The following is a 25,067-nucleotide window of genomic DNA, read 5'->3' as shown; positions in this document are numbered from 1 at the left end:
ATAAATGTGAGGAAATTCGTAAAAGATAAAATATTAAATTTAAATGAAATATTGAAAAATGCAAACGAAAAGCTGAGGGAATTAATACAATTACAGCAATATGCAGATGCTTACGAGGTTTTAGTAACATGCCAAGAATGTGCCCTTTCAATTGGTACAGCTATTGAGGAGAATGAAAAGGACACTAACGAGGTTATAGAACAATTAGAAGCGTATTGTGAAATTATTTATCAAATCAGCGTTAATTTAGAAAGCTCTGAATTTGATTTCAATTCCGCTTATTATATAATAGATAGCCAGCTGAGTCACGTTAAAAGCTATATTCAAAATCAAATATCTGTTAATTATGAGATTGTATTTTTGCCTTATCAAGCGTCTATGTGGGACTCAATGGAGAGCGTTTGGAAGGCAGCAAATCAAGATCCTAGTTGTACTTGCTATATCATTCCCCTTCCATATTACGAATTCGTAGCGGGCTCTCAAGCGGTCCTAAAATATGAAGGAACGGATATGCAAGTGGATATTCCGATTACCTCATTTAATAAATATAACTTCGAAGAAAGAAAACCCGATATTATATATATTCATAATCCCTTTGATAAAAATAATCGAGTTACTTCTGTTCATCCTACATTTTATACAGCTGAATTAAAAAAGCATACGGGAATGCTCGTATATATCCCATATTTTTTGACTGGAGGATCTGTTTCGAATAGCTTCAGATTCCTTCCAGCCTATCATAATGTAGATAAAATCATTATACAATCTCATGAACTAATAGATTTTTACAAACAAAAAATTCCATTAGAAAAATTAGTTGCATTGGGGTCACCAAAAGTCGACAAAATATTAGCTGTTCATCATGATAAAAAGGAAATATCCAAAGAGTGGATTCGGAAAATTCAGAACAGTAAGGTGATTTTTTATAATACGAGTATATCTTCCTTTATAGAGTATAAAGAAGATGCAATAAAAAAAATGGAGTATGTTTTTTCGTGCTTTAGAGATAGAAAAAATGAGGTCTTGTTGTGGAGACCACATCCTTTAACTAAAGCTACTTTACAGGCAATAATGCCTCAATTATACCAAGCTTATTGTGATTTAGAGCAAAAATTTATTATAGATCAAATTGGAATTTTAGATGAGACACCCGATGTGTCACATTCAGTCGCCATATCGGATGCTTATATTGGAGAAGAAAGCTCGTCGATCGTTCATTTGTTTGGGGTTATTGGTAAGCCTATATTTTTATTAGATATGAAGCTTGTAAATAAATTGGAGCATGAAAATATAAATGAGAATTTATTAGGATGCTTAGATGTACATATTGAAGATGGGGTTTTATGGTTTATGCACTCTAATTATAATGCTTTGTGCAAGATGGAGATAGAAACGGGGAAAACAAAAATTATAGGGAGTGTTCCTCGGGAATCTATGTTTGGAGAGAGGCTTTATCACGATATAATAAAAATCGATAATAAATTGTATATGGCTCCTCATAGAGCAAATGAGTTGGCCGTGTACGATTTAGAAAAAGAAGAGTTTAAAAAAATTGCCCTTAAAAAAACGACGAAAATTGAAAAATCGAAGCTTTCAAGAATAATAAAATATAAGGACAATTTGTTCTTCCTCCCAAATTACTATCAAGCATTGGTTAGATATAATGTTAAAAAAGATGATCTCAAATTTTATGAAAACATTATATCTGAGCTTGAAAAATATCACAAAGAAAATAGTGGGGAAAATATCGAGTTTATAAATGCCATGTATATTGAAAATAACTTGCTTCTAATGGCTTCGGCATATTCAAATGCAGTTATCGAATTCAACATGGATACCGAAGAGCTGCATGTATATAGGGTAGGCAGAGAAGGAAATAACTATTATAGAATGGAATTCGATGGGTCAGATTATTGGCTAATACCTAATGAGAGTAAATCCATCGTCAGGTGGAATAGAAAAACCGAAGAGACGAAAGAGTACACCAACTTTCCAGAAGGATTTAAAGGGGATAAAGCTGCATTTTTAAATATTATTCATTGTGGGGAGTACATGCTTGTATTTCCTAAAAATTCTAACATGATTTTGAAGATTGATATTTTGACTGGAAATATGAGCGAGTACAAATTAAATTTTCCTTATAATGAAGGGGAAAGACAAGCAGCTTATTTTAATTGGAAAAATAATTATTACTTTGTTAAGAGGCTAGATAACGAACGTATTTTAGCGATGACTGCATATAACAGCAGCTTGCTAATCATTAATACTATTTCTCAGAATTATACTATAACAAAATGCAGCATTGAAATAAATGAACCATTTATGATTGAGTTTGGTCGTTGTGGTGGGAATTTTCCTTATGCAAGTCAAGAAAATCATTTTATTGGAATTGAACAATTTTTAGAGGGAATATGGAAAGAAGAAGTCTTTAACTCCGAAGAACAGAAAAGAGCATATGAGGTTGTTGTTAACAATATGGATGGAACTTGTGGTGTGAAAATACATCAATATTTAATGGATAAACTTTAATTATGGTTTCAATTCGAAAAGATGAGAATTACAGAAGAATGGAGGTGTTATGATATTGGACGTAAGTGAGAAAATTGCTTTTTTACAAGATGAAGTAAGAAGTGGCTATAAAGTTTCGAGAGAAATTAAACATATATGGGCAATTCAATTGGATTTAGCTGCAAAATTTAAAGAGGTTTGTGAAAAATATAATATAAAATATTTTGTAGCTGGGGGTACTTTAATAGGTACAATAAGGCATCAGGGGTATATACCTTGGGATGATGATATTGATTTTCTAATGCCTAGAAAAGATTTTGAAAAATTAAAAGAGATAGCAGCACATGAATTTAAGCATCCCTATTTTTTTCAAACAGAGGATACTGATCGAGAAATTTATCTGGGAGGTATAGCTAGAATTAGAAATAGTAATACAACCAACATTGAATATTTTCATACACAAAGCAATGGAAACTTTGGTATATTTATAGATATATGCATACTAGATTATCTGTTTGAAGAAGAGAACAAAAGAAGAAATCAGATAAAAAAAATAAGATTCTATCAAAGATTGCTTTATGCAAAAACATATAAAAAATTTAAAAGGATGTTGGGACTCTCAACTTTTCAAGGGTTATTTTATAGAATGATTTCATTTTTTTTGCCAAGAACTAAAGTGTACAGAAAACTACAAAATGCTTTAATGTGCTGCAAAAGTTCAAAATATATAACAAGTTTCAGTTATTATCTCGACAAAGCATTACCCTATCTATACGAAAATAAAGATTTTGAGAAAACAGTTCTAATGAAGTTTGAATATTTACAATTACCAGTGCCAATTGGATACAATAATATCTTGAAAGTACAATATGGTGATGATTGTATGAGTTATCCCCCAGTAGAGAAGCGAATTCCAAAACATCTTGGTATTATAGACACTTTAACTCCATATAAAAATTATCTGTTGAAGTTTAATCAGATGTTTGTGGGTTTGGAGGGCAAAACGATAGTGATTTTTGGAGCAGGGCAGATGTTAGAGCGCTATTTAAAAAGCGAAGGTAAAAGGCATTCTCCGCTATTTATTGTAGATAACAACCAGGATAAATGGGGAACAAAAATACAAGGTATTTCTATTGAAAATCCAGATGCCATTTTAAATATTCAAAAAAAAAATTTGAGACTAATTATTTGCAGTATATATTATCATGAAATTTCAATACAGCTTTTGAAAATGGGGATAGATGAATATTATCTGTATGTAAAGGAAGAATATTAATCTTGTAGGAAGGGGATACTTATGGAAAAGGTATATAAAGCGTCTATTTTGAAGTCTTTTAACGAAAACTTCGAGAAACACAAAAACAAAAAAATAGTGCTTTATGGAACATGTATAATAGCGGGCTATATTGTAGACGAGTATCCCGATTACAATATTATTGGGTTATTAGATGATAGAAATAAATACGGAACAGCATTTGGAAAAAGGATTTTTTCTTATGAAAAAGTGCTGGAAAGTAGACCTGATATTATTATTGTAGCAGCAGATGATGAAAATTTACAAGTCATTTACGATAGAATAAGCTATATGTGTTACACAAATCAAATTTCACTTTATGCTGTTGATGGAAGGAATTTATTCACATATTTTGAATATTCAAAATTGACAAAAGAGCAAGAGGAGTATCTAGAATTAAGTGAATCTAAGCTTAGAGATGAAATTAAACAGCATGATATTATAAGTTTCTCTATTTTTGATGTGCTTATTATGAGAAAGACATTTACTCACACGGATGTCTTTCAAATTCTTGAAGAGAAATTTAAAGATAGAAATATCCTTATACCTGGATATAAGGAAGTTAGAAAACAAGCAGAACAAGAAGTTACTCTGAAAAACGGATCTATATATGATATTTATAATAAAATTAAAGAATACACAAGTATTACAGAGGATATGGCCAAAAGAGCATTGTTGATAGAGCTTGAAGTAGAAGAAAGTATGATTTGCCGTAGAGAAAAAATGGTGGAATTACTGTTGTTAGCAGTTGAGAATGGTAAGCAGGTTTATTTAATTGCTGACTCCTATTTTCCTGAAAAAATAATTAGAAAGCTTTTGGACTCTTTTGGAATAAGCCAGTATAAAGATATGTTTCTATCCTGCGAATATCACAGAACAAAAAAGCAGGGCTTATTTGAGTTTCTAAAAAACGAAATAAAAGAAAAATCATGCCTTTACATTGGAGTAAGCGGTGAAAATGATTTAGAGTTCGCTGAAAATTATAGTATTGACCAGTTTCTGATACGCAGCGCCTCTGATATGTTTTGCCTATCCTCGTATCGAAATCTTCTCCACAGTATAGATTCTATAAATGAACGCTCCATGGCAGGGATGCTCAGCGCTAAAGTTTTTAATAATCCTTTTGTACTTTATCAAGCTGATGGGAAACCTGAGCTGCGATCCATTTATGATTATGGTTATTCTTTTATTGCCCCGCTTTTAACAAAATACACGCTTTGGATAATAGATCAAGTGAAAAATGAGAACTATACGGATGTCCTTTTTGCAGCTAGAGACGGTTTAATTATTCATCAACTTTACGAAATAGCTTTAGAGGAACTCAATCTGAATATCCCATCAGGTATTTATTTTCAAACATCTAGAACTCTATGTGCAGCGGCTTCCGTAAAAGAAGAAGATGATATTAAGCGAATTGCACGTGTTCCATATGGTCATGAACCAAGCTTAATGGTTAAAAGAAGATTCAATCTGAAAGCAGAGGTTGTCGAATATAGCGAAGAAATACATTCGGATGTTGTAACGTATTCTTTACAGTTTAAGAATGAAATTTTTAAAGAATCCAAAACCTTAAGGAATAGATACTTAGAGTATATGAAAAATATTGGATTAGCTGAAGGTAAAAAGTACGCTTTTATTGATTTTGTAGCATCGGGAACTTGTCAACTGCTGCTTAATAAATTTGTTCCTTATAATATGATAGGACTATATTTTTGCAAGTACAATTTCTACAGCGAAGCAAAAAGAATGCTGCCGAGTGAATCTCTTTTTGAAAATGTGGAAAAGAATGGATATGAAGATTATTTATTCTTAGAAACAATAATAACTTCTTTAGCTCCATCTATAGCTAGTATGGATTCTAATGGGCAATTTATATACGGATCAGACGATAGAAGTATTGAAGAATTAAATTATGTAAAGGATATGCATCAAGCAATAAAAGAGTACTTTCTGGAATTTATTAAAAATATGTATATTTGTAACTCGGAGATTCATAAGTATGTTGTAAAGACGATTTTTAAATATCGCGAGCAAAAGTATACTAATGAGCAATTCAGTATATTTGAAGATTTCAAACTGTTGGATGATTATGAACAACGGCATTTGACGCTGCATAGATGAGTAAAGGTGGAGTATTATAGATGGCTATATTTAACTCACAATATGTAGTGCATGATGAGGATAAGAAAGCGTTAAGTGCAGAAGAACAACATATTTGCTCATATATTTCTCAAAATGATCAGGATGATTATGAGGATATAATTTCGAGTGATAGACGCTGGAAAGTATTTTACCATCTAACGCGAATGAGAAAGTCTCTATTGAACTGGTATTCTTTCAAAACCGATGCTAGCTTATTAGAAATTGGGGGAAGCTTTGGAGGATTGACAGGTTTATATTGCGATAAGTGTAGTCATGTCGTTTCAGTTGAACGGTTTTTAAATCGAGCCGAGCAGATTTATAAAAGGCACATAAATAGGGGAAACCTTACTGTCTATGCAGGCCGAATAGAAGATATTGTACTGAAAGAACAGTTTGATTATATAACGATTATAGGAACATTAGAGTCTATCGGTTTTGGAAGCTCCAATAGAGAAATATATTCGGAGTTTTTTAAAAAAATAATGAAATTACTAAAACCAGGTGGAAGAATTATTGTGGCTGTTGAAAATAGATACGGATTAAAATACTTTTGTGGCGCACCTGATTCACATACGGGCATTCCGTTCTCAGGGATTAATGGATATCCGCACGGGAATAGCGGCTATTCTTTCAGCAAACAGGAAATCATAGAGATCATTGAGTCAGCGGGACTTTCCGAATATAAGTTCTATTTTCCATTACCCGATTATAAGCTGCCACAGCTCATCTACTCACAAGACTATATACCACAGACTAGTATAAGGGAGCGAGTAGTACCCTATTATTTAACTAATGCTTCTTTAATCGCTAATGAAATTGATTTGTACGAGGATATCATAGAAAATAATATGTTACCTTTCTTTTCCAATTCATTTTTGGTGGAGTGTTCAACTGAGGCGAACTTTTGCGATGTTGTTTATGCCGCGGTCTCAACAGATAGGGGACGTAAAGAAGCATTTGCTACAACTATTCATAGCAATAATATTGTAAAAAAAACACCGTTGTATCCTGAAGGAAACATACAATTAAAGAACACACAAAATAATCTTGTAGAATTAGCGGCGCGAAATGTTAAAGTGATTGATTTTAGTTTAGTAAATGAAGCTTTAATAATGCCTTATTTAAAATATGATACGCTATCAGAGTACTTGAAAAAAATAATAAGAAAGGATCAGAAGCAGTTCGTTTTATTATTTGATAAACTACAAGAATATATTCTACAGTCCTCTAAACATACTTTAGAAGTGAATAAGAGTATACATGGTTATGATAGAGAAATCGATTACGGCGTTATTTTGGAGAAAGCATACATTGATATGGTACCGGTGAATTGTTTTTATCATAATGACGATCTTGTCTTTTTTGACCAGGAATTTGTTAAAGAAAACTACCCGGCAAAATATATCTTATTCAGAGCACTGAAATATACTTATTTCTTTATTGGCAATGCCGACAATTATGTCATGCTAGAAGATTTAAAAAATAGATTTGGATTAGAAGATTTATGGGAGTCATTCGAGCAAGAAGAGCATAACTTTGTTTCTTTAAATAGGAAATATAGTGAATATAAAAATAATTTTTTTGCGCGTTCGTATGTTAATAAAGAGACTATGTATAATAATGCAAAACGTTTATTAGAATAGAAAATGGAGACAAGAAAATGAATAATGAGAAACTGATATCAGTTGTTGTATCCGTTTATAATACAGAAGAGTATTTGGGAAGATGTTTGAATTCTCTTCTTAAACAAACATATTCTAATCTCCAAATTATAGTAGTAAATGATGCTTCAACGGGCAATGCAGAAAAAATAATAAAACAGTATCAGTCTAGAGATAATCGTTTTCTCTATATAGCACACCGGGAAAATTTGGGTCTTTTTAGAGCCAGAGTAACTGGCTCCTTAAAAGCAACAGGTGACTATATTTCATTTGTCGATAGTGATGATTATCTAGGAATAGATTTTTATCGATTGCTAATAAAGGAGGCGGAAGAGAAGCAATCTGATATAGTCCTAGCAAGTACGGTGATGGAGAAAAATACAAAGGTAGTATTTGGTATGCATGATATTACTTTTCCTAATAAAGAGCTTGAAAACGAAGATGTTTTTAATGCGTTTTTAGCCCAAGAAGGAAGATGCTATAGCTGGCATACGATATGGAATAAACTATATAAAAAGACTTTATGGGATAACTGTCTGCCATACTATCTTAAGCAGAAAGAGCATATCGTCATGATGGAGGATATAGCTTTCTCTTTCCCGCTATTTTATTTTGCAAAAAAAATGACTAAAGTTGAAAATAGTATTTACTATTACTGTCAGAACGCAGGAAGTTCAACGGATTTAAAGTTAGCATCATTTGAAAACTTAGAAAAAAACCAAAGGGATATTTTTAAGGTATTTGAATTTGTAAAGACTTTTTTAAAAACTATAGAAGCATCAGAAAATATATTTAAAAAGTATTATGATTTTAGGAATTGTTGTATTAAGTATTGGAACAGGGAATTGAGTACTATTAGTAATGCAGTTGATAAGGACAAACTGTATGAAATACTGCGCTCTCGATACATCAATGAAGGTGAGTTTCAAAAAGAGGATGCGCTATTTAGAAAAAATATAACAATTTGGAACGATGAGCTTGAAGAGATTAAGAAAAAAATCTGGGATCCGGCATATGAATATATTAGTTTTGATTTTTTTGATACTTTAATCACAAGACCCTTTTATAGACCGACTGATTTGTTTTATTTGCTGGATAAGCAGCTTGAGAAGGAATATAAATCTAATATCAGTTTCCACCAAATAAGAATCGATGCTGAAATGGCTGCTAGAGTTATTGTTCGTAAGAAACATCCTGATTATCAGGATGTTACTATAGATGAAATATATGATTTTATAAGAGACGGTTTTGAAATTCCTGCGCATATTTGTAACAATTTAAAGGATGAAGAGAAGAAGTTGGAAATGCAGTTCACTACTGCAAGGAAGACGCTTAAAGAATTGTATGAGTTTGCTTTGTATGCAGGGAAGAAAATTATCATTGTATCGGATATGTACTTGGATGAAGATACAATTGAAAAATTGCTTCGTAAAAATGGATACACGGGCTACAAAGAAATCTTCTTATCTTCAAAAGAGCGTCGTTCCAAGCAGACTGGAGATTTGTTTAAAACGGTATTAACCAAATTACAGGTTGCTGGAAAGCGTATTTTACACCTGGGAGATAATCATCATAGCGATATAATAAAAGCGGGTCAAATGGGACTGCATACTGTCTATATTCCAAGAACCATTAACCTATTTGAAAATAATGTAAAGGGATTTGACACAGGCGAATGCAGCACACTAGCTCATAAAGTTAGTGGTGTTATTTTAGATAGTAGTAAGCTGTTAGACTCCATAGGATACGGTTCGATGATAGCTATTGCGGCTAATCATTACTTCGATAATCCATTCCGGCCGTTTAACAGTGAAAGTGATTATAATGCAGATCCTTATTTTATAGGCTATTATGCACTCGGAATGCATTTAGCAGGTGTGGTGAACTGGACGCTGCAACAAACCTCAGCTTATCAAAGAATATTATTTATGGCGAGGGACGGCTTTCTTGTAAAACAGGCATATGATATTTGGTCCAAGCATGTAGAGCGGGCTCCCAAATCAGAATATATCTACACTTCGCGTAAAATGCTACTACCTGTATCAACGGAGAGTACAGTGGATTTTATGAATCTACCCATTGTATATCGTCAATACAGTCCTTCTACCATTATGGATTTATTGAGTTTTTGCACGAATGAGCTAACAACGGAAGCTAAATTAGAGATTTTTGAGAATGCTGCTATTTTAGAGGGAAATAAGTTTGTATCAAAATTCGAGTACCAGAGCTTCATGAAAGTTTATTTAGAGCACTTTTATGATAAAAATAAACATGAAGAGGCAAAAGAGATATTAAAGCATTATTATAATGATGTAAAGGAAACAGATATTGCTTTTGATATCGGGTACTCAGGAAATATTCAAAACGCATTTGTTAAGGCGGCAGGAAAATCCATAGATGTTCTATTTATGCATAGTGATGCCGTAAAAGGCATGCAGATGAGCCGTAAAGGGAATTTCGAAATGAAAAGCTTTTATGATTTTTCACCGGCAATTTCGGGGCTATTGAGAGAACATATTCTGTCCGATTATGGTCAAGCATGTATTGGATTAATTAAGCGAGATCATTCAATCATACCGGTATTTGAAAATACCGAAAAGCCATATACAGACGCTTTTGTCATTAGTAAGATACATCAAGGAGCTTTAGACTTTATAAAAGATTATTGTAATTATTTCAAAGATTATTTGGAGTATGTAACCTTTAAAAATTATGAGGTCTCTTTACCATTTGAGGCATTTCTAAGAATACCCAAGAGTAAGGATGTGCAAATATTTGAAGGCTCTTATTTTGAGGACAAAGTATATGGAAAACTAGACGCTATCAATATAGCCGAGTATATGGAGAACCAATATAAAAACTTGCCTCAATTTGCTGGTGAAGATATGATTAAATTATTTAGAAATGCTTTTATTGATAGTATGAGAAATAGTCGTAAATTGGTTTATTTTGGGACGGGTAGAATATGTCGAGATGTATTGGCAGAGTACCCTGATATGCCGGTGAGGTTTTTTCTTGATAATGATAAACGAAATAGCGGTGCAAACTTAGAAGGAAATGAAATTTTACATCCTGAAAAGGTTGAAAATTGGAAAGATTTATATATTGTTATTACAACCTATTATAGTTCGGAAATTGAAAAACAATTAAAAGATTTTGGTCTGCAAAAATATAAGGATTATATAGCCTTTCAAGAACTCTTTAAAATTGTTTAAATATAAATGGCCGACCTCCATTATTTTAACGTGGTGGTCGGCCATTTATATTTTATAGGGAACTTACGAATGAAATAGCGGTTGTAATCGTTCAAACCCCATGTTTAATCCAAAGATTTCTGAATCAAATTTCGTATCTGTGTAGAGCTGGTACCTTTTGTATAAGAGAAAAACTCAATATTAGAGCCAACCTGGTTTAATCTTTGTTTATCTTCATTCCAGCTAGGCTCATCCTTCCAATCATCTCCGGAAAATAAGCAGTCAAACCGGTACATTTTCCATGCAGCCATTTTATCAATATTTTCTATTGTTACTGACACGGTCTGGTCTACGTATTGTAAAGCTTGAATAATAGCCTGTCGTTCATCTTGTGGAATAAAAGGCACAATATTTTTAAAATGCATAACTAAATCATCAGCTAAGACTCCAACAATTAAGTGATCACATCTTTCTTTTACCTTACGAAGTAAATTTAGATGTCCAATATGAAATAAATCGAATACTCCGGCAATATAGCCTATTTTATAAGGCTTTATTTCGAATAAATGGATCTTAGCCTCAGAAGCTAAGTTATTAATAATGGGGCCTTTTTTATGTGAGAAGATAAAATAATTATGTATGTTCATCCGGTGAAGCTGTAATTCAATTTCCTTATAATACAGGCTGCAAATAATTATATGGAGCTTATCTGAAGGTATAGTTAATAAAGAGTCAGGACTTTTTATCTCATAGCTCAGCTTTGTTGTGCCCCATTTTTTTTTATCATTATCGACTAAAAAGCTCGGGGGGAATTGCTCTCCATAATGCTCCATGTATTGTTCAAATGAATATCCTGCAGCAAAAATCACAATCTGTTTAGTCGATGAAGACATATAATCCTCTCCCATGACTGTTTTTAGAATTCTATTGTATTTAGTGGAAACTACTAGCGAGAGATGACTCCAAGCAACATGTTCATTGTAGCAAAGTATAGGTTTGTTGAGAAGTGAGATGATGACGTAGAATTGAGTAGCTTGGATTATGCTCGAGGGGAGCTAATAATCTTGGCTTCTCGTTCTACCGGATGGGTAGCACGGACTAGAATGATTTCATTGATACGTTCAATTACAAGAGGTTATAAACATTGGTATAAAGGGGGAATGGGAAAAACGGATCTAGAGTGCGACAAGCGAAAATGTATAGTTAATAGGAGTTGAAGCGTCGAAGCACATGATGTGTCCTTGGCGCTTTTTTGGTCTGCTTTTTTCATAGAAATGATTGGTTAAGAGCTTCTATATCCCCCCTCTTTGGGGGGATATGTTTTTATAAAAGGTCATTCTACAATGAGCAAGATAGACAAAATTCTACATACAGGACGAAGCTTCGACTTTTACTGTGCATGATCATTAGATTTATCAGAATTATAGGGGGGAAATAGAATGCGCAATAAGTATAAAAAAGGAATATCCATCATGCTGGTGATGTTGATGGTGATAGGCGGCTTCTCGGGAATTCTTATTCCTGTAGAAGGCAGGGCATCGGCAGCAGGGAGTTTCGCTGCAGGAGCGGGTACAGCAGAGGAACCTTATCAGATTACAACCGCTGACCAGCTCAATCAGGTTAGATATTATTTAGAAGCGGGCATTTACTTTAAGCTGACAGCAGATATTGATTTGACTGGATACAACTGGGAACCAATAGGCACGGATACAAATTATGATAGCAATTATTATTTTAAAGGAAACATAGACGGCAATGGTTTTAAAATCAGAAATCTAACGATTGATAGAACGGGCATGGATACGGTAGGCCTTTTTGGATTAGCTTATCATAGCGTAATTAGCAATATGATATTGGAGAACGTGGATGTTAAAGGGAGAAATTACGTAGGAGCGTTGGTTGGAAACAACTACGAAGGAATCGTTAGCAACAGCTCCTCCACTGGAACGGTGTCTGGAGCAAATAGAATTGGGGGTTTGGTTGCCGACAATTATGGAACGATACGCAATAGTTACTCCACTGCTAATGTAACAGGAAGTGATAAAGAGATCGGGGGATTAGTTGGACATAGCAATGGAACGATTAGAAGCAGCTACGCCACAGGAAATGTCATTCTAACTGGAACTGTATATGGGACAGGCAGAGTAGGTGGATTGGTTGGTATCAATAGCGGTCCGATCAGCGACAGCTACGCAGCAGGCAGCTGAAGTAGCCGTGGCAGGTGGAGCCGTGCAGACTGTCGCATGGACAAGCAGTGATACTCAAGCAAAGGTAGTCGTTGATGCGAATGGTTTCGTAACCGTGGCAGTAGACGCAGCAGCAGGCGACTATACGATTACAGCAACATCCACTGTGGATTCGAGCAAATTAGGCACGGCCACCCTTACAGTAACCGCTGCAACAACTGGAGGAAGCGGTGGATCGGGTGGATCAGGAGGAGGAACGGTGACGGTTCCGACAGCAACACCAGCTCCGACTCCAGTACCGACATCACCGATGGTTGATGTATTTAATGACGGTATGGTTAACCAAGCCAACCTGGTTAAAACCATCGAAGCCAAGGTAGCAGAAGCGAAGGAAGCGAATATAGAGACTAAATTAGCTGACGTTACAGGACATTGGGCTGAAAAGACGATTCATACATTTGTGAAGCTGCATTTTATCGATGGTTATGGGGAGGGACAGTTCAAGCCGAATGGCAAAATCACACGTGCGGAGTTCGCTATGCTTATTTCTCGCATATTCAATATTAGCGATGGGACGAAGCAGTCTGCTGCTTTTAAAGATGTGAACGGTCACTGGGCGAAAGAGGCAATCGAGAATTTATCTCGTGCCGGTGTGCTTGGCGGATATAGCGATGGATCTTTCAAGCCGAACCAAACGATCAGCCGCGAAGAAATGGTGATCCTCCTATCCCGTATTGTGAATCTGGATCGTGTAGATAAAGATGCTTCCAAAGGCAGCTTTACGGATATGTCTCTTGCAAGCTCCTATGCGGGCGAAGCCATTAAGGATGCAGCAGCAGCGGGTATTATCACTGGCAAAAGTGGCGGTTCGTTCGATCCGCAGGGCAATGCCACACGCGCAGAGGCTCTGACTGTGATTCTGAATGTATTGCGGCTTGACCCGCAAGTAAAAGCGCTGTTGGATAGCTTGACTTAATCTTACTTAAATAAAAGCAGATCTGCCCTTGAGCGGGACAGAGCTGCTTTTTCATTTTTCCGTAAAAGGGACGTATGGCGGAGAAGGAACTGCAAGTCATTATGATGCAGTCTATCAAAGGCCGCTCCCATTTACCGCTGGCTCATTAGCTTTTTAGCTTCAAAATATAGGACCTGAATGAACTTCTTGGTGTTTTGGCGGATCAAGCTGGCGGAATCGGCTTCTTCATTCTCCAAATCCTTCATCCGTTTGCGGATATCGCTCAAATCAAAAAACTTGTTCGCGTATTGCTCGAACTTTGGATTCGCATAATCAAGCAACCCTAAAGAGGCCAAATGGGTTAACGCCTGATTCACCGTCCGCCGTACCCGCTGCTCGGCGGCTTTGACCTCTTTTTTCAAGTCGGGTGCAGAAGCTGTGGGGCCTAGCTTCTTCTGGGCGAGCTGCTTGTAGGTTTCTTGAAGCGGAGGGAAGCCCTGCTCCAATGGATGATCGCGATCATAACGGAACAAATAATCGAGCATCTCTAGCAGATCCTTGCAGCCGGCTTCGCCGATTAGCCCAAGGTCCGATAAAACGTAGTTTCCGCAAGTGATGATGCTTTTATCATTGGATGACGGGTCTTTCTCTGTTAATGCGCCGCCTAAGCCTAGGGAACTGAGCGATTTTTGAATATCTCGAAGCGATTGATGCAGACGCAGCAGCTCGGAAACTTTGCGAACAATCGAAATGAATTCCAAACGGTTGACGGGCTTGGTGATATAATGTTCAATTCCGAAGGAATAGGCTTTGCCGATCATATCCTTCGATTCCACTTGAGATAGCATGATGATTTTTCCCTTGAAGCTGCTTGATAGGGCTCGAACAGTTTCTATGCCGTCACGAATGGGCATCAGCAAATCGATCAGCACGATATCCACTTGCTTGAGGTCGAGCAAAGTATGATCGACATGCGCCCCGTCTTCCGCTTCGCCTACAACACTTCCCAAATCCTCATCCTCAATCATTTGCTCCAGCATGGAGCGTACGGCCGGATCATCATCAATAATAAAGAAACGCATCGTTCTACTCCTCCTTTCCTATTTGATCCACAGGCAGTGTGATCGTGAAAATAGTATCCTCTCCATCGCTGCCAGCTTGAACTCGGACGGTTCCGAGCAGCCGCTCTGTCTCTTGCTTGACGTAAGCAAGGCCAATGCCCGTAGAGGGAGTGCCGGCTTCATCGTATTTCGTCGTATATCCGGGCATAAAGATTTTCTCCCGATACTTGGGTGCAATGCCCGGGCCACTATCGGCTACGGTGAAAACAACAGCTTCCTGTTTCCGCTTAACTTCGATTCGAATAGTGCCTGTTTCATTTAATGCTTCAACGGCATTCACGACCAGGTTGTTAAGCAAGGACAAAGAAACGTATACGTGACACAAAGGAAAGACTCCCTCCGTGTGCAATGAGAAATCGATCTGCTTGCCGAGCGAGCGGGCATATTTCTGATTGGATCGTAGAACAATATCGACTAAGGCTTCCACCCGCATATATTCGCTTTCGTGCGTGATTAAGCCGGACAGTCCGGCATAAATGCGTTGATTGTCCTTTTTGATATCATGAACCTGTCCGGCAATTTGTAGAGCCTTTTGAGCCAGCTCTTCAAGCGGCGCGGGATGTTCAGCTTTTAACGATTGATAGAGTCCGTAGCTGTCCCGAGCGATGTTCTCGGCATTGTGCAGCGTTTTCTTCAATTGAATGGATTCCTCATACAGCTCCGAGATGAGCAGCAGCATCTTCTCATTCTCCTTGCGCGTCAGCTCTTCGGCCGCCTTCGATTGCCGCAGCATGACGAGATTGAATAAGGAAAGCACAAAGAAGCTTCTGAAAATCCCGATGAGCAAAATTTGATTCCAAGTAGAGAAGCTCACGACCTGCTCCGTAACTGAATAGCGTATCAGCAGCTCTGTGAGCGATGCAGCAATTTCAATCGTCACGCCTAATAAACCGAGAATAATGGGGCGATTATGATAACGATTCAGTCGTACAGCTCTAAATGCCACCGCATAGGTCAAATAATAGAAGAATACCGGATAGTGGTGCAGAAAAGCAGCGTCCCAGCTTCTGGCCGGTTCGATGGCCACCTCAAGCCCCGTGCGAAAAAAGGTAACCGCGGCGCCCACAAGCAGGCCGGAGACAAAAGGGGAAGGAAACCTCAGCCAGAGTAAAAACAGAAAGAAGGTGGGCGTTCCCAGACTGACCCGAAAATCATTATGAAACGGATAAAAATTCAATTCCCCCGCAAGCGGCACCGAAACAACCATGAGCAGAAACAAAAGCCATTTGTCTCTCAATGCTGCATCCCAGCCCCCTTTCTTGCATGACGTAACAGACATTCGACATCATTTCCCATTTTCCTTCGTGAAAAGCGTCCTTCTGTCTCCTCATTATGCCGAAATTTATAAATTCTTATGACGAATTTGTAGATTCGAATAGATTTGTGTAGCTTGCCCGTACAATGAGACCATTCAAAGAAACACCGAAACTACACAAAATGAAAGCGCTTAATAACCTATAGAAAAGGGGAAGCATGATGAAAAAATTTGGTTTGGCTTTTCAAATTTTAGTCGGCCTCGTATTAGGGGTAGCCGTAGGGGCTATCTTTTATGGTAACCCAACCATCGAAAGCTACTTGAAACCGGCAGGAGACATTTTCATACGATTAATCAAGATGATTGTCGTTCCGATTGTCGTCTCCTCCCTGGTTGTCGGAATAGCGGGTGTAGGAGATATTAAAAAGCTCGGCAAGCTGGGTGGGAAGACGATCCTTTATTTTGAAATTGTCACGACAGCAGCTATTGTTTTCGGCCTGCTTATCGCGGATATTTTTCAGCCCGGTGCCGGTGTCAATATGGCGGGGTTAGCCAAGTCGGACATCACGAGTTATGTGGAAGCAACGGAAAAAGTGACCAATCATAGCTTCATGGATACATTTGTGAATATTGTTCCGAAAAACATTTTCGAATCCTTAGTAGCCGGCGATATGCTCGCCATCATCTTTTTCTCAGTATTTCTAGGTCTGGGCATTGCCGCTATTGGTGAAAAAGGGAAGCCGGTTCTTTCTTTTTTCCAAGGTCTTGCCGAATCGATGTTTTGGGTAACGAATCAAATTATGAAATTTGCTCCAATCGGCGTCTTTGGATTAATCGGCATGACGGTATCCAAATTTGGCATCGCCTCGCTGCTGCCTTTGGGGAAATTAGTATTGGCCGTATATGTGGGCATGATTCTGTTTGTGGTGCTTATTCTTGGCCTGATTACGAAGATATGCGGCACCAGTCTTATATCGATCATTCGCATTTTGAAAGATGAACTCATACTGGCGTACTCGACAGCAAGCTCCGAAACAGCGCTCCCTAAGATGATGGAGAAGATGGAAAAGTTCGGGGTACCGAAATCAATTACCTCTTTCGTCATACCGGTCGGATATTCGTTTAATTTAGACGGGTCAACCTTATATCAAGCGATAACGGCATTGTTTATCGCACAGATGTACGGCATTCACATGCCGATTAGCTCTCAAATTATGCTGGTGCTCGTATTGATGCTGACTTCGAAGGGAATTGCCGGGGTGCCGGGCGCTTCATACGTCGTTCTGCTGGCCACCCTTGGATCTGTCGGCATTCCGCTCGAAGGGCTTGCCTTTATCGCGGGTATTGACCGGATTTTGGATATGGCCCGTTCAGTAGTCAATGTCCTTGGAAATTCCATTGCCGCGGTTGTTATGGCGAAATGGGAGAAACAATATGATCAGAATAAGGGACAACAATATTTGGAGACGCTCAAAAAAAGTTCATAAGCTCATAAGCTCATAACAAGGGGGAACGTCCAATGTCAGCTCATTTCAGAATCGAAAAAGATTTTCTTGGCTCTAAAGAAGTGCCGGAAGACGCCTATTATGGCATTCAAACGATGCGAGCGGTAGAAAACTTTCCAATTACCGGCTACCGCATTCATGAAGAGTTGATTCGTGCGATGGCCATCGTTAAGCATGCGGCGGTTGCAGCAAACATGGAGATTAGACAACTGAACCCGGACACTGGAAGAGCGATTATGCAAGCAGCGCAGGAAGTGATGGACGGCAAATGGCATGAGCAATTTATCGTTGATCCGATACAGGGCGGAGCGGGCACGTCTATAAATATGAATGCCAATGAGGTCATCGCCAATAGGGCGATCGAGCTGCTCGGAGGAACCAAAGGCGATTATTTTAAAGTCAGCCCCAATACGCATGTGAATATGTCCCAATCGACCAACGATGCCTTCCCAACGGCCATTCATATTGCAACGCTCGTATTAATTGAGAAGCTGCTGGCGACGATGGAGGAAATGCTGGCGACGTTTCGAAAAAAGGCTGTGCAGTTCGACGGCATTATCAAGATGGGACGAACACATCTTCAGGATGGCGTACCTATTCGACTTGGGCAGGAGTTTGAGGCATACAGCCGTGTTTTGGAGCGTGATATTAAACGGATTAAGCAGACCCGCGGCCATTTGTACGAGGTCAATATGGGAGCAACAGCTGTTGGAACCGGCCTCAATGCTGATCCCCGCTATATTAAGCGGGTCGTTGAATCGCTTGCCGAGCTTAGCGGATTGCCGCTTACTAATGCAGAACACTTGGTCGACGCTACGCAAAATACGGATGCATATACAGAGGTGTCCGCTGCGCTCAAAGTATGCATGATCAACATGTCCAAGATCGCCAACGACTTGCGCTTGATGGCTTCCGGGCCGCGTGCCGGATTCGGGGAATTGAATTTGCCCGCCCGCCAGCCGGGTTCGTCCATTATGCCGGGCAAGGTCAATCCGGTTATGGCGGAGGTCGTCAATCAGGTGGCGTTCCAGGTCATCGGCAATGATCATACGATTTGTTTGGCCTCTGAAGCCGGGCAGTTGGAGCTTAACGTCATGGAGCCTGTACTTGTATTTAATTTGCTGCAATCTCTCAGCATGATGAATCAAGTATTCAAAGTTTTCAGGGCCCATTGCTTGGAAGAGATCGAAGCGAATGTGGAGCGCTGCAAAGAGTATGTGGAGAAAAGCGTCGGAGTTATCACTGCGCTCAACCCGCATCTTGGCTATGAGGTCGTAGCCCGAATTGCGCGCGAAGCGATTTTGACAGGCCGTCCGGTTCGTGAGCTATGCCTGCTTTACAATGTGCTGACGGAAGAGGAGCTCCAAATCATTCTCGATCCGTATGAGATGACAAACCCGGGCATTGCGGGAGTGGAGCTGTTGGACAAGAGATAAAAAAGCCATTTTCATAAATAGAGTGACCAAAAAAGGAGAGATCGAGATGTCCGTAACAAATGGTGCCAGCACCTACATGATATTTCGGCTGCAAATTGATAAACAACTAACTTCTCTTGGCGATATCGCCGCCGCGATTGAAAGGATAAGCGGGGATATCGTGGGAATTGATGTTATCTCGTCGAGCCGTACGAGCACCGTCCGCGATATTACCGTTAACGTATCCGATCAGGCACACAGCAAGCAGATTGTCGAATCGCTTGAGAGGCTGCAAGGCGTTAAAGTCATTCATGTGTCGGACCGGACCTTCCTTGTTCACTTGGGCGGGAAAATTGAGATTACCTCCAAAATACCGGTGAAAAATCGTGATGATTTATCGCGGGTATATACCCCCGGTGTCGCCCAAGTTTGTACAGCGATTGCGGAACAGCCGAATAAGGCCTACTCGCTGACGATCAAACGCAATACGATCGCCGTTGTTTCTGACGGAACGGCCGTACTTGGGCTTGGCGACATCGGGCCGATGGCGGCCATGCCCGTGATGGAGGGCAAGGCCATGCTGTTCAAAGAATTTGCTGGTGTGGACGCTTTTCCGATATGCCTGGATACGAAGGACACCGAAGAAATTATTCGCATCGTAAAGGCCATCGCTCCGGCATTCGGAGGCATCAATTTGGAAGACATTTCGTCACCGCGCTGCTTTGAAATCGAGGAGCGTTTAAAGCGGGAGCTGGACATCCCCGTGTTTCACGATGACCAGCATGGAACGGCTGTAGTCATCCTGGCCGGGCTGCTCAATGCGCTCAAGATTACCGGCAAGCAAATGTCGGATATTAAGGTCATTGTGAATGGTATCGGCGCAGCGGGCATTGCTTGCTCGAAGATGCTTCTGGCGGCAGGCGTGCGCAATTTAATCGGTGTGGACCGCGAAGGCGCCATTAGTCGGAGCATCTCGTATGGCAATCCTCATTGGACGGCATTTGCCGAGCTAACGAATCCGCATCTGGAAACAGGCAGCTTGTCTGAAGTGATCAAGGGAGCGGATGTATTTATTGGCGTTTCGGCTCCGAATATTCTCAAGGTCGAAGATGTTCAGTCCATGGCGCAGGACCCAATCGTCTTTGCAATGGCTAACCCCGTACCGGAGATCGATCCGGAGCTGGCCGAGCCTTACGTTCGAGTTATGGCGACAGGGCGGTCCGACAAGCCGAATCAGATCAATAACGTGCTTTGCTTTCCGGGCATTTTCCGCGGCGCCTTGGATTGCCGGGCGAGTGAAATCAATGAAGCGATGAAGCTTGCGGCCGCTCAGGCGATTGCATCCGTTGTGACGGATGAAGAATTGAGCGAAACGTATATTATTCCGAGCGTATTCAACCAGAAGGTAGTGGAGAAGGTAAGAGAGGCGGTTATAGAAGCGGCCTATAATACCGGAGTTGCCCGAAAAAGATTGAGAGACTCCAATAAGGAGTAAATTCTGCCACTGTTACTGTTACGGTTACTGTTACGGTGCGTTGCGAAGCTTACTCATACGAGCAGTTATCACAAAAGCGTTCTTTTGTGATAGCTGCTTTTTATCGTTTAGCCAGTAAAAACTGGTTCACCCAGATCATGCAGACCCCTTTTCAAAATCTACCTTGTATCCTGCCTCAGCTTGTCCTTCAAAATCCCAATGATAGTTTTATCGGGAGTGCAGAGACCTACTGCTACAGAAAGCACTGTGACGGAGATCACGCAGTTTTGGAAGCTCATCCCTTTTTCGGCGGACTGAGCTTCCGCTATTCTAGCTCTTAATCCCATTTCAGGTCGTAAGCGGACAGGAGATTCGCTATTGCTCTCACATTCCTCTCAAAATGAAGGTAGGCAGCACATTAGCTGCTCCTGTGTCCGCAGCCTTTACCCAAACCAGTGATTCGGTTGAAATAGCGGATGCTGTGTCCTCCTAGTTGTGCCATTCCCGATAATAGAGGGTAGAAGTTTAAACGCTGGCTTCTTTCGGGACCTAGCCAAAAGTCTTTCATTATTCTTTCACGGGGATTTGTTAAAATTTCAACAAGGGAATTTCAACCAAAATTTTTGGCATGAAAGAAGGTGTACATATTGTTATTTAATCAAGTAAGAAAGATGGTTTACCCTGTACTTATCCTCGTGCTGTTAATGGGATTACTTACACCCTATGGGCGGAATACCGTTAATGCAGCACAAGAGGGCATGCGAAGCGTGAAGGGAGTACAGATTTCCGCAGGAGCTAACCATTCCATCATGTTAAAAGCGGATGGTACCGTCGTCGCATGGGGACACAATAATGTGGGCCAAACGAATGTGCCGATCGGCCTTGCCCATGTCATCTCTGTTGCAGCTGGGAGTGATCATTCGCTCGCCCTAAAAGCAGATGGCACAGTCGTCGGATGGGGAAACAATAACGGAGGGGAAACAATAACGGAGGGGAAACAATAACGGAGGGGAAACGACAATTCCGAATGAATTAGCAGCGGGGGGGTAAAAGCCATTGCTGCAGGAGGAGGCTCTTCGCTCGCCTTGAAAGCGGATGGTACGGTCGTGGTGTGGGGCAATAATGCCTATGATCATTTGAGCATACCCCCAGCAGCAAAGACGGATGTAGTCTCAATCGCTGCCGGAAAAGAGGCTTCGTTCGTATTAAAGACGAATGGCACGGTCATTGCATGGGGGAGTAATCCCACATCGAATGTCCCTGTTGGTCTGAGTAACGTAGTGTCAATCGCCGCAGGAGCCTTTTTTGCGATGGCATTAAAATCGGATGGATCGATCGTCGCATGGGGACTTAATTCAAGCGGTCAAGCGGTAATACCCACTGATGCAGCAGATGGTAAAGTAGTATCGATCTCTGCAAACAGATCGACTGCAATGGCCCTGAAAGCGGATGGGACTGTTGTTGCATGGGGAGAAAATGGTGCAGGACAGGCGGATGTACCTGCGGGACTGAATGATGTGGTTGCGATTACTAACGGCTGGTTTCATTCACTTGCCCTGAAAGCAGATGGTACAGTCGTTGCGTGGGGTTCTAATGGGAATGGACAGAAGAACATTCCGGCAGGCTATGCTTCCCCCATTAAAGGAAGCAGAATTGCTGCGGGCGGGTCCCATACGCTCGCATTGAAATCGAATGGAACTCTCTCCGCATGGGGAGACAATGGCGATGGACAAAGTGCGATACCGGCTGGACTAGGAAGCGTGGAGTCGATCGCTGGAGGAGCTAGTCACTCGCTTGCGCTGAAATCGAACGGTACCATCGCTGCATGGGGAAGCAACAGTAATGGCCAAAGTACCGTTCCTGTCGGTCTCGAAAATGTAACATCGATTGCGGCGGGAGCCAATCATTCGCTTGCGTTGAAAGCGGACCGCACGATTACCGCATGGGGCAGCGATGTTTATAGTGAAAGCACGGTTCCGATCGGATTAGATAAAGTAGTTGCTATTGCCGGAGGAGAGTTTCACTCGCTCGCCTTGAAAGCGGACCATACGGTCATTGCATGGGGAAGAGATAATGATGGTCAAAGCACGGTGCCAGCTGGATTGGATCAAGTCATGTCCATTGCTGCTGGGGACAACCATTCGCTAGCCTTGCAATTGGATAGCACGTTCATGTCCATTGCTGCTGGAGCTGACCATTCACTTGCCTTAAAAGCGGATGGCACCGTCGTCGCTTGGGGAAGCAATGCTAGCGGTCAGATTAGTGTGCCAGCTGGCCTCCAAAATGTGGTGTCCATCTCTGCTGGAGCTGAGCATTCACTTGCCATAAAAGCAGATGGAAGCGTCATTGCCTGGGGGAACGACGATTATGGTCAAAGCACCGTACCGGGCAAGCTGATTGATTTGAAGCTGCAAGAAGGGGATTTTACGGAAGCCTTTGACGTCTCCGTCACATCGTACACCTATTATTATGATGGGCAATCGATATCCAGTGCCCATATAACGCCAACGATGACAGATCCAGATGAAATTTTGGTCTATGTGAATAATCAATCTATAACGAGCGGCAATGCGGCAACAATCAATGTGGCGGGAGCAATAGCGTATACAATTATTCCTGTCCGCGTCGAGCCTTATTTCTATCCTAACCAAGCGTACAGGATTGCGCTAGAAATCGATTCAACTCCACCAGAGGTAGCATTCAGCATAAATGGAGGAGTAACGTCTGCAGCAAGCGCCTCAAGCAAAGTTACGGTTAGTGACACGCAAAGCGGCGTGGAGCCTTCCTCACTGCTGTATGCGTGGACGCAAGGCACAGCTGTCCCGACCGGAGGCTGGACGGCTTTCAACAACGAGGATACATTAAGTCAGACCAATGTTAATGGCAACTGGTACTTGCACATTCGAGCCTTAGACAAAGTAGGCAATGTGGTCGATGCCGTATCTAATCCCTTTAAACAGGATAATACCGCGAAACCCGTCGTTGCATTCAGTGGCTTTAACAATCAGCAGTCATTCGTTGTGCCGCCGGCCCAAGTCTCCGTGACTGTGAGCGAGTCGGTATATTGGATCCATGATGGGTCTCTGCTGACTTCTGCAAATGCGCAGCCTCTGATCAGCATGACGAAGGATGGGCAAGCCTTTTCCTCTTATACGACAACGTTTGATGAGTCTTTGCTAACCTACACGTTGACGTTTAACAGCACGCTTAACACTGGCTTGTACAGAGTGCATGTGGCTGGGGGCGAGGTGGAAAATGAATATGGAAATGTGCTTGATGCAGCAGCTGCAAGCTTTAGCGTAGTGAGCGCACCAACCACACCATCCTCACCATCCTCACCGTCCGTAACGCGCTCTAGCAATGCAAATCTGGCGTACTTAAACGTTTTTGCAGGCGGTAAGGCTATAGAGCTATCGCCAATATTTGCACCCGGGACTACGGAGTATATAACGAGTACGAATGCCAAAGAAGTCGAGCTGCAAATGGCACCTGCTCATGCCATGGCAACAGCTAGGCTGCTGGGAGAACCAGTACTTAAGACAAAGACTGTTCCTTTAGCAGTGGGAGAAAATAGTGTCACCATCACGGTTCAAGCCGAGGATGGAACGATAAAAACGTATACGTTAAAGATTAATCGCATTTCTGATAATGGGAACGCAGGCTCTTCATGTACCTTTGAAGATATTAATAATCATTGGGCTTCATCAAATATTTGCGAAGCAGCGAAGCTTGGAATTGTGGAGGGTATGAGTGCCGAAACCTTCGTGCCTAATGGCTACGTAACTCGGACAGAGTTTGCTCTTATGCTGCTTCGCACCCTTCAAATCCCAATGGGCAATGAATCGATTACGATGCCTTTTAGCGATAAGGACAGTATTCCAGCCTGGGCCCAACAGGCGGTTCAGACAGCAGTAGCTGACGGCATACTCGAAGGGTATTCCGACGGGACACTAAGGCCGCAGCAAACGGTAAGCCGGGCTGAAATGGCCGCCATGGTCTCCCGGGCAATGAAGTGGGAGATTGACACTCAGGAAGGTGCTTCCTTTACCGATGATGCAAGCATTCCGGCCTGGGTCAAAGCACATGTTTACAATGCCCGTGCGAATGGGCTGATAGAGGGCCGGGAAGGCAATAAATTTATGCCAGCCGGTTTGACAACTAGAGCCGAAGCTACTGCCTTGCTGTTGCGGCTTTGGAACATTCTTTATTAATCTAGCAAATCTTTATTTAATAGGCTGCAGTACTCATCCCCCGATGCTGCAGTGCCCATCCCCCGATTTATAAATTAGATTGGCTGGGCCTATCATTGATTAATGATAGGCTCGGCCAGTCTTTTTTTTGACTTTCTATATACGCT

Annotated in this window: 15 protein-coding genes; 12 read left to right on the top strand and 3 right to left on the bottom strand. The window is 40.8% G+C overall.

The window, feature by feature from the left end; translation table 11 throughout:
- Positions 1 to 6: 6 nt before the first annotated feature.
- The 5 genes from AC50YG_RS19120 to AC50YG_RS19100 are packed head-to-tail and all read left to right on the top strand — an operon-like array spanning position 7 to position 10,820.
- Positions 7 to 2,529 carry a hypothetical protein gene (locus AC50YG_RS19120; RefSeq protein ID WP_494828694.1) on the top strand — a complete coding sequence of 841 codons (2,523 nt, stop codon included), beginning with the start codon at positions 7 to 9 and terminating at the stop codon, positions 2,527 to 2,529.
- Between the two features lie 55 nt (positions 2,530 to 2,584).
- The gene (locus AC50YG_RS19115) at positions 2,585 to 3,784 is read left to right on the top strand and encodes a LicD family protein (protein WP_494828692.1); all 1,200 of its coding nucleotides are present in this window, start codon (positions 2,585 to 2,587) and stop codon (positions 3,782 to 3,784) included.
- A gap of 21 nt (positions 3,785 to 3,805) precedes the next feature.
- A complete protein-coding gene (locus tag AC50YG_RS19110; RefSeq protein ID WP_494828690.1) occupies positions 3,806 to 5,923 on the top strand; it encodes a hypothetical protein in 2,118 nt (705 codons plus the stop codon).
- 20 nt (positions 5,924 to 5,943) lie between these two features.
- The gene (locus AC50YG_RS19105; protein WP_494828687.1) at positions 5,944 to 7,587 is read left to right on the top strand and encodes a class I SAM-dependent methyltransferase; all 1,644 of its coding nucleotides are present in this window, start codon (positions 5,944 to 5,946) and stop codon (positions 7,585 to 7,587) included.
- Between the two features lie 17 nt (positions 7,588 to 7,604).
- Positions 7,605 to 10,820: a glycosyltransferase gene (locus AC50YG_RS19100; RefSeq protein ID WP_494828681.1), complete on the top strand. Its 3,216-nt coding sequence runs from the start codon at positions 7,605 to 7,607 to the stop codon at positions 10,818 to 10,820.
- Between the two features lie 104 nt (positions 10,821 to 10,924).
- On the opposite strand, the gene AC50YG_RS19095 is transcribed toward AC50YG_RS19100, so the two are convergent.
- Positions 10,925 to 11,692 carry an FAD synthase family protein gene (locus AC50YG_RS19095; protein WP_494828679.1) on the bottom strand — a complete coding sequence of 256 codons (768 nt, stop codon included), beginning with the start codon at positions 11,690 to 11,692 and terminating at the stop codon, positions 10,925 to 10,927.
- Between the two features lie 546 nt (positions 11,693 to 12,238).
- Between AC50YG_RS19095 and AC50YG_RS19090 the strand changes: the two genes are divergently transcribed.
- Positions 12,239 to 13,006, top strand: a complete 768-nt coding sequence (locus AC50YG_RS19090) for a GLUG motif-containing protein (protein ID WP_494828677.1) — start codon at positions 12,239 to 12,241, stop codon at positions 13,004 to 13,006.
- Entirely contained in the window at positions 12,957 to 13,961 is a 1,005-nt protein-coding gene (locus AC50YG_RS19085; RefSeq protein WP_494828675.1) for an S-layer homology domain-containing protein, read from the top strand. The genes AC50YG_RS19090 and AC50YG_RS19085 overlap by 50 nt, the downstream gene beginning before the upstream one ends.
- A gap of 131 nt (positions 13,962 to 14,092) precedes the next feature.
- Here AC50YG_RS19085 and AC50YG_RS19080 read toward each other — a convergent pair whose 3' ends face one another.
- Positions 14,093 to 15,022 (bottom strand): DNA-binding domain-containing protein, encoded by a 930-nt coding sequence (locus AC50YG_RS19080; RefSeq protein WP_494828673.1) that lies wholly within the window; start codon positions 15,020 to 15,022, stop codon positions 14,093 to 14,095.
- 4 nt (positions 15,023 to 15,026) lie between these two features.
- Positions 15,027 to 16,298 (bottom strand): sensor histidine kinase, encoded by a 1,272-nt coding sequence (locus tag AC50YG_RS19075; RefSeq protein WP_494828671.1) that lies wholly within the window; start codon positions 16,296 to 16,298, stop codon positions 15,027 to 15,029.
- A gap of 239 nt (positions 16,299 to 16,537) precedes the next feature.
- On the opposite strand from AC50YG_RS19075, the gene AC50YG_RS19070 reads away from it, so the two are divergent.
- The 5 genes from AC50YG_RS19070 (at position 16,538) to AC50YG_RS19050 (ending at position 24,921) form a co-directional block, all read left to right on the top strand.
- The gene (locus AC50YG_RS19070) at positions 16,538 to 17,803 is read left to right on the top strand and encodes a cation:dicarboxylate symporter family transporter (RefSeq protein ID WP_494828669.1); all 1,266 of its coding nucleotides are present in this window, start codon (positions 16,538 to 16,540) and stop codon (positions 17,801 to 17,803) included.
- A 32-nt stretch (positions 17,804 to 17,835) separates the two neighbouring features.
- Positions 17,836 to 19,257: an aspartate ammonia-lyase gene (gene aspA, locus AC50YG_RS19065; protein ID WP_494828667.1), complete on the top strand. Its 1,422-nt coding sequence runs from the start codon at positions 17,836 to 17,838 to the stop codon at positions 19,255 to 19,257.
- A gap of 46 nt (positions 19,258 to 19,303) precedes the next feature.
- Positions 19,304 to 20,731, top strand: a complete 1,428-nt coding sequence (locus tag AC50YG_RS19060; RefSeq protein ID WP_494828665.1) for an NAD-dependent malic enzyme — start codon at positions 19,304 to 19,306, stop codon at positions 20,729 to 20,731.
- 626 nt (positions 20,732 to 21,357) lie between these two features.
- Positions 21,358 to 21,714: a hypothetical protein gene (locus tag AC50YG_RS19055; RefSeq protein WP_494828663.1), complete on the top strand. Its 357-nt coding sequence runs from the start codon at positions 21,358 to 21,360 to the stop codon at positions 21,712 to 21,714.
- 27 nt (positions 21,715 to 21,741) lie between these two features.
- Positions 21,742 to 24,921 (top strand): RCC1 domain-containing protein, encoded by a 3,180-nt coding sequence (locus tag AC50YG_RS19050; protein WP_494828810.1) that lies wholly within the window; start codon positions 21,742 to 21,744, stop codon positions 24,919 to 24,921.
- Positions 24,922 to 25,067: the final 146 nt, after the last annotated feature.

The sequence above is a fragment of the Paenibacillus sp. J31R34 genome (genome assembly GCF_059383715.1).
The sequence above is the reverse complement of the archived record's forward strand: the minus strand, read 5'-3'. Positions and strand labels throughout refer to the sequence as shown.